Raw genomic sequence first — 7768 nt, 5'->3', positions numbered from 1 at the left:
ACTGGTTTACCTGGTTTGCTTGGATCTTTTGGATCTGGCAAGTATGGTTTGTAGCCTGGTACATTAGGAACAACTGGTTGACCTGGTTTCGTTGGATCCGTTGGATCATTTGGATACTTCACTTCTGGTGTTGATGGGAAGTTTGGATCGTTTGGTGTCTCTGGTTTTGGAACCAAGTTTCCAAGTGGTTTGTAAGTTACAGTTTCTTCGAGATTTTCTTGAGTGACTGTCTTAGAAGCAACACTTGCTTTATCCGCATAGTATCCAGTAACACTTGGCGTTGGAACTGCATCATAGTTAGTCTTATTAGTTGTCCATGCTTCATCAGGGTTAAGAACTTTACCTGTAACTTTATCAAGTTTTAAGGTACGTGTCCATTGTGCATTTTGAACATTGTCTGCTGGTGTTTGACTACCTGCACCTACATAATGAACAGTTGACATTACATCTTTCTTCCATTGATCTGTCGCTGGGTATTTAGGACTGTTTGGATCATTTGGATTGATTGGATCTGTTGGATTATGTGGATCGTTTGGTCCAACTGGAGTTTCACCATGTTTCAAGGTTACTGTCCAGGTTTGATCTACTGATGCATCGGTATCGAAGTGAACTCCTGCTGGGAATTCATCGCTTACAAGAACATAGCCACGATCTTCATAATACTTGATCTTGTCCGCAGTTGAGTAGTTGATTGCCTCACCTGATTTACCACCGACTTGATCATTGGCAAGGGTTTGACCTGTTGTTTGGTCAACGTACTTGATAATAGCTTTTTGTTCCGCCTTACGGTAGACAACAGGTGTATCAGATCCTGGGTCATTAGGTGTTACACTTGGTGTATCTGTCACATAACCTGGGATAACTGGAGTTGGAGTCTCGCCACCCTTAGTTGGATCTTGTGGATCATTGTTGTACTGTGGAGTTGGTGCTTTAGGAATTGGGTTTCCTTCTGGATCAACTGGAATGATCTTACCAAGTGGTTTATAAGTAACCTTATCCGTAACTTCTGGTTGATCTGGAGTAACTGTCTTAGATCCAGCTTCCTTCTTATCAGCGTAGTAACCTTTAACTACTGGAACTGTTTCTTTACCATAAGTGTGATTAGGTTGATCCCATGTTGTCGTACCATTTTTTTGTTTACCAGTAAAGGTGAAGTTATCTTGAACCTTATCAGCTGGAGTAGCTGTTCCTGCTCCTTCAAACGTTACCGTTTGTTTAGTTGGTTGCGTCACATCATTTGTTTTTGGTACATAGATGATTGGCGTATCTTCCCCTGGTTTATCAGGTGTTACAGGTGTTCCTGGTTGGATTGGTTGACCTGGTTTCGTTGGATCGTTTGGATCTGGAAGGTGTGGTTCATAACCTGGTACATCAGGAACGACTGGTTGACCTGGTTTCGTTGGATCTGTTGGATCGTTCGGATATTTAACACCTGGTGTTGATGGGAAGTTTGGATCGTTTGGTTTCTCTGGTTTTGGAACCAAGTTTCCAAGTGGTTTGTAAGTAACAGTTTCTTCAAGGTTTTCTTGAGTAACTGCCTTAGAAGCAACACTTGCTTTATCAGCGTAGTATCCTGTCAAACCTGGTGTTGGAACTGCAGCGTAGGCTGTCTTATCTGATGCCCATGGTGTCGCTGAAAGTTCTTTACCTGTGACTTTATCCAAGGTAAGGGTACGTGTCCATGTCGCGTTTTCAACATGATCTGCTGGGGCTGCTACCTTACCATCTGATACCACATACTTAACAGTAGATGTGACATCTTTCTTCCATTGATCTGTCGCTGGGTATTTAGGACTGTTTGGATCATTTGGATTGATTGGATCTGTTGGATTATGTGGATCGTTTGGTCCAACTGGAGTTTCACCGTGTTTCAAGGTTACTGTCCAGGTTTGATCTACTGATGCATCGGTATCGAAGTGAACTCCTGCTGGGAATTCATCGCTTACAAGAACATAGCCACGATCTTCATAGTACTTGATCTTGTCCGCAGTTGAGTAGTTGATTGCCTCACCTGATTTACCACCGACTTGATCATTGGCAAGGGTTTGACCAGTTGTTTGATCAACGTACTTGATCACTGCTTTTTGGTCTGCCTTAACATAAACAATCTTCGTATCTTGTGAAATTCGATCTGGATCACTTTCATCATTTGGTTCAATAGTTTTATCAACAATATTGTAACCCCATGCTTGTGGTTGTTCCTCCTTAATCACATATCCTGTTGGTGCATCTGGAATTTTAGTTTCTGCTGCTTCTTTAGGATTCAATGGGTTATTTTCATAAGTCTTAGATACTGAACCTGGAATAACATTTCCTGATTCATCTACTTGAATAATCTTACCAAGTGGTTTATAAGTTACAACATCTTCAGCATTAGGATTGGTTGGAGTGACTGTTTTACTACCTGCTTCAGACTTGTCAGCGTAGTAACCAGAAACTACTGGAACACTTTCCCTACCGTAAGTATGACTGTTTTCAGTCCATGTTGTTGTACCATCAGCTTGATTCTTCTTACCTGTGAAAGTATAGTCATTTTGAATCTTATCTGAAGGTACCTGAGCTTTACCATCTGTACTTGTGTACTTAACAGTTTGTTTTGTTGGTTGCGTCACATCATTAGTTTTTGGTACATAGATAATCGGCGTATCTTTTCCTGGATTTTCAGGGGTGATTGGTTTTCCTGGTTCTACTGGTTGACCTGGTTTACTTGGATCGTTTGGATCTGGCAAGTATGGTTTGTAGCCTGGTACATTAGGCACAACTGGTTTACCTGGTTTTGTTGGATCGTTTGGATCATTTGGATACTTCACTTCTGGTGTTGATGGGAAGTTTGGATCTTTTGGTGTCTCTGGTTTTGGAACCAATTTTCCAAGTGGCTTGTAAGTAACAGTTTCTTCAAGATTTTCTTGAGTAACTGTCTTAGAAGCAACACTTCCTTTATCAGCGTAGTAACCTGTCAATCCTGGTGTTGGAACTGCATCATAGTTAGCCTTATTCGATGCCCATGGAGTAGATGAGAGAACTTCACCTGTCACCTTATCAAGTTTTAAGGTACGTGTCCATTGTGCATTTTGAACCTTATCAGCTGGGGCAGTTGCATTACCGTCTGATACCACATAATGAACAGTTGACGTTACATCTTTCTTCCATTGATCTTCCGCAGGGTATTTAGGACTCTTTGGATCATTTGGATTGATTGGATCTGTTGGATTATGTGGATCATTTGGTCCAACTGGTGTTTCACCATGCTTCAAGGTAACTACGAATTCTTGATCAACTGACTCATCCTTGTCATAGGTAGCTCCTGCTGGGAATCCATCACTTACAAGAACATAGCCACGATCTTGATATTTCTTGATCTTGTCTGCAGTTGAGTAGGCAATAGCTTCACCTGATTTGCCACCTACTTGATCACTTTCAAGTGTTGCACCAGTATTTTGGTCTACATACTTGATAATAGCTTTTTGATCTACCTTACGATAGATAATTTCTGTGTCAGTACCTGGATTTTCAGGAGTGATTGGTTTTCCTGGTTCTACTGGTCTACCTGGTTCACCTGGTTTCGTTGGATAGTTTGGATCTGGCAAGTATGGTTTGTAGCCTGGTACATTAGGCACAACTGGTTGACCTGGTTTCGTTGGATCGTTTGGATCATTTGGATACGGCACTTCTGGTGTTGATGGGAAGTTCGGATCTTTTGGTGTCTCTGGTTTTGGAACCAATTTTCCAAGTGGTCTGTAAGTTACAGTTTCTTCAAGATTTTCTTGAGTAACTGTCTTAGAAGCAACACTTGCTTTATCAGCGTAGTAACCTGTCAATCCTGGTGTTGGAACTGCATCATAGTTAGCCTTATTCGCTGCCCATGGTTCAGTAGGGTTAAGAACTTCACCTGTCACCTTATCAACATTTAAGGTACGTGTCCATTGTGCATTTTGAACATTGTCAGCTGGGGCAGTTGCCTTACCGTCTGATACCACATAATGAACAGTTGACGTTACATCTTTCTTCCATTGATTTTCCGCAGGGTATCTTGGACTGTTTGGATCATTTGGATTGATTGGCTCTGTTGGTTTATGTGGGTTATTTGGTCCAACTGGAGTTACATCGTGTGCTAGCTTAACTACGAATTCTTGATCTGTTGATGCATCACTATCAAATTTCTTTTGATCTTCAGTTGAGTTTGTGAAACCATCTTCTACAAGCTTGTAACCCTTATTAACAAAATCAGCAATCTTAGCTGCAGTTGAGTAGTTAATGGCTTCATACGATTTACCAGAAACTTCATCTTTTGCTAATTCCTTATTATTAGCACTTGTATCAACATACTTGATAATAGCTTTTTGTTTTACTTTTTTATAGACAACAACTGTTTCATAGACACCCAAATCAGATTTGGCTACAATATTGCGCCAATAAGTTTCTGAAACGGTACGTTTACCTGCTTGAGCATCAATAAGCGTTTCTGGTGCATTGCTTGAATCATATGAAACAGAAACTGAATCAGCTTGAGCCCCAACTTCTAATCCTGGAACATTAGTTGACTTGATTTCTGCTTTATAGCCATCGACTTTTGGTGAAGCAATAGTTCCATAATTATAGGTACCTGAATTTGTTCCATCAACTTTCCAACCTGTATCAGCGATGTTATCTCCATCGATATCAGAAATGTGATACTTAGCCTTACTATAGGCGGCTAAGAACTCATCACCATTGCTGACACTTGAATTTTTTAAAATCTTTTTAAAGCCTTCTTGGTCAATAGAGACATCCAAAGTACGCTTCCAATCTGATGACTGGATAACATCTTCTTTAACTGGAGTTCCATCTTCGTAAACATATTTGATGACATTTTTATGAACACCAGTCGGGTTGATTTTAGAACCATTTGATACCCAAATATTTTGACGGTTATCACCTACCGGGTCAATACCATAAGTCCTATCTGTGGCAACAACTCCCCCAGTCGAAGAACCTGTTGGTACAGATGTGGCATTAGCAGGTTCTATATGTGCCCTATTATTTTGGAAACCAGCAATGGATATAGATCCGCCCTGGATATTCATCCAAACAGAACTCTGTTTATTATGACTTTGTGCATCCCTACCATCCTTGTTCATGGAATAAACCGTATAGGTTCCAACACCTGCATTATTTGTTGGACCATTAAATTCGATTCGGTTCCCTGAAGCTTCTAATTTATTTGAGATATAAAGAATATTTCCGTGGCCAATATCCTGTGGATTGTTCCCTTGAGGAATAGTTATTGGTAGTTTCCCGGTAATTTCACCTGCTGATGTACCATCCGATTTTGTGTATCTCATAAAGGAAACATATAGCGGATTGTTGAACTGGAAATAAGTGTTTGTACTAGCTCCCAATGCTACTGAGATCAACTCAGCATAGTAGTTAGTATTATCATCTCGAATATCTACAATAGAACCCTTATTAGCTTGAAAAACTGGTTCACTCTTGCGACCATTCCTAGAATCAAGGGAAATAACATCGTCATAGTGATTATCGCCACGATTATCCATTTGAACACGGAAAGTTGCAAATTCGTCTACAAGAATCTTACCATTCTCATTTAAACCAATATAGTTATATCCATCGTAACTACCAGAAGGCCCTCCGCCGCTCTTAGGTCCTTTTCCTACAGAATGGAAGGCATTGTTCGAATGTTTTCCAAAGACTACTCTTGAATCATTTCCGAAATCAAGGGCAACGCCACGACCTTTATTTTCAAAGCGAACTTTGGAATTTTGACCTGTGACAAGTTCTGAGTGATTCCCCATCATAATACCGTCACGACCGTTAAATTCAAATGTTCCTTCTGCGCCAATAAGAACTCGGCTAGGACCATTTTTACGACCGTTGTTACCAGCACCGTAACCACCAAAACGATCCTTATCGGTAAATCCATCCCCTGGACGGTTTATACCAATTGAAATACCTTGACCGATACTAGTATTCAAGACTAACTTAGAGCCTTTGCCAGTTTCTACGGTACCACTATCAGCCATGAAAATACCAGCATTGTGGTAGCGAGCATTTTCGGATCCATTGCCAGTGTTCATGTTGATAGTAAGACTAGCTTTATCTTTTACACTGACCTTAGCTCCACTTTCAAGAGTAATAGCATCACCTTGAGAAGAGCGATTAAGCGTTAAGCTAGCCCCCTCAGCAACTGTTACAGATTTAGCATCGTGAATATTTGACTCACGACGTTGGTCTGAGTGACCAGCAGCTCCAACATTACGTTGTACGTGTTGAGTTTGACCATTTGCAGCTTGATAACTGTCACTAACTGTTGAAGTTGTAGTTCCTTTGATAACAACATGGGTGTTACCACCACCACCATAAAGTGATGAACCAACACTTGTCACGTTTTCAAAGGTTACTGTATTTGATCCACTGGTACTTGATAAATCAATCGGACCTTTAGAATTAGCAGTCGCTATTTTAAGGTTTTTAAGATTTAGTTCCCAGCTAGCTCCTGTCAATTCCAAAGTATGCGACAAAAGATCTAGACGAGCATTGCCGTCCTTACCTTGGATCGTAACTGGGCGAGATTGTGCATGAATAGTAGTCCTACGGTCAACAGATCCTGAACGTCCATTGTCGGTATTACCATTATCACCTTGAGCTACGACATCACCATTTACAGTGATTTCGCTGACATTTCCATCCTCTAAGGCTGAAACAAACTCACTCCAATTTGATACTTCACGTTTATTTTCTGAAGTAGCTCGGCGTGTACGTGTTGAACGGGATGCTTCAGCTGGAGCTGGAGCTTTATCAGTAGACTTATCATCTTTTTCAGCAACTTCAGCTTTACCTTCAGTTGTTTTTCCCGTATCTTCACTTGATTCTTTAGCTGATACTTCTGATTTCTCAGATTTTGGACTTTCTGTTGCAACTTTTTCAGAATCTGAAGAAACTTCAGCCTTTTCTGATGTTACAACAGCCTTATCTTCTACTGCTGATTTTGAATCGGCAGTTTCTAGTGATAGAGCAGATTTATCTGCTACTGTAGGTTTTAATTCAGAAGTTCTTGGTACTGAAGATTCCGATGTACTTGTTGAACTTTCTGGACTAACAGATACTACGGAGGTGAGCAATGTTTCTGAAACATTTACCTCATCAGCACTAGCAACTTGTCCACTCAAAAAGAAGGCAGTTCCTAAAAGAACAGAGGCTAAACCAAAGCTATACTTACGTAAAGAAAAGCGTTGACGCTCATTAAAATGAAACTTCATAGTAATCTCCTTTTTACTTTTTCTTAAATTTTAGTATATCACTATATTTATAAAAATCAAGTATTAGCGGTTACTTTTTACTAAAAAACGTATTACCGAACTAAATTTATTATTTTTTTACATCGCTTATCGCAAACTTAGTAATTCTTTAAGAAATAGAATTAAAGGAACAAACATGCATCTAGTGATGTATGTCAGCCCTGCTATGAGAGATTTATCCATTTTTATATTCATACAACTTATTTAACAGTATTAAAAATTTTTAGTAAATATTTTACCGAGATTTATAGTTTTATCTTTTAGTTTTTCAACAAATCCTTCTATCTCTGGATATAAAAATGGAGAGAACAACGACTGTCCTCTCCATATGTTATAGTAGATTGAAATAAGGTATGAACAAATCGATTAGGAAAGTCAAACTAATTTCTAGAAATATTTTTAGCAGTCTTAGTGTACTATTCTAGATTCATTCTACTATAGCTTTTTTTCAACCACTACAGTTGACAAAGAGC

The 7768-nt window shown here is 39.6% G+C and carries 1 protein-coding gene; it reads right to left on the bottom strand.

From position 1 onward, the window contains the following. The coding region (locus tag O3611_RS09680; RefSeq protein ID WP_371608514.1) for a pectate lyase-like adhesive domain-containing protein at positions 1-7256 on the bottom strand (7256 nt) is incomplete at its 3' end. Between the last annotated feature and the right edge of the window lie 512 nt (positions 7257-7768).

Source organism: Streptococcus sp. 27098_8_91, from assembly GCF_041432385.1.
Classification (GTDB): Bacteria; Bacillota; Bacilli; order Lactobacillales; family Streptococcaceae; genus Streptococcus.
The sequence above is the reverse complement of the archived record's forward strand: the minus strand, read 5'-3'. Positions and strand labels throughout refer to the sequence as shown.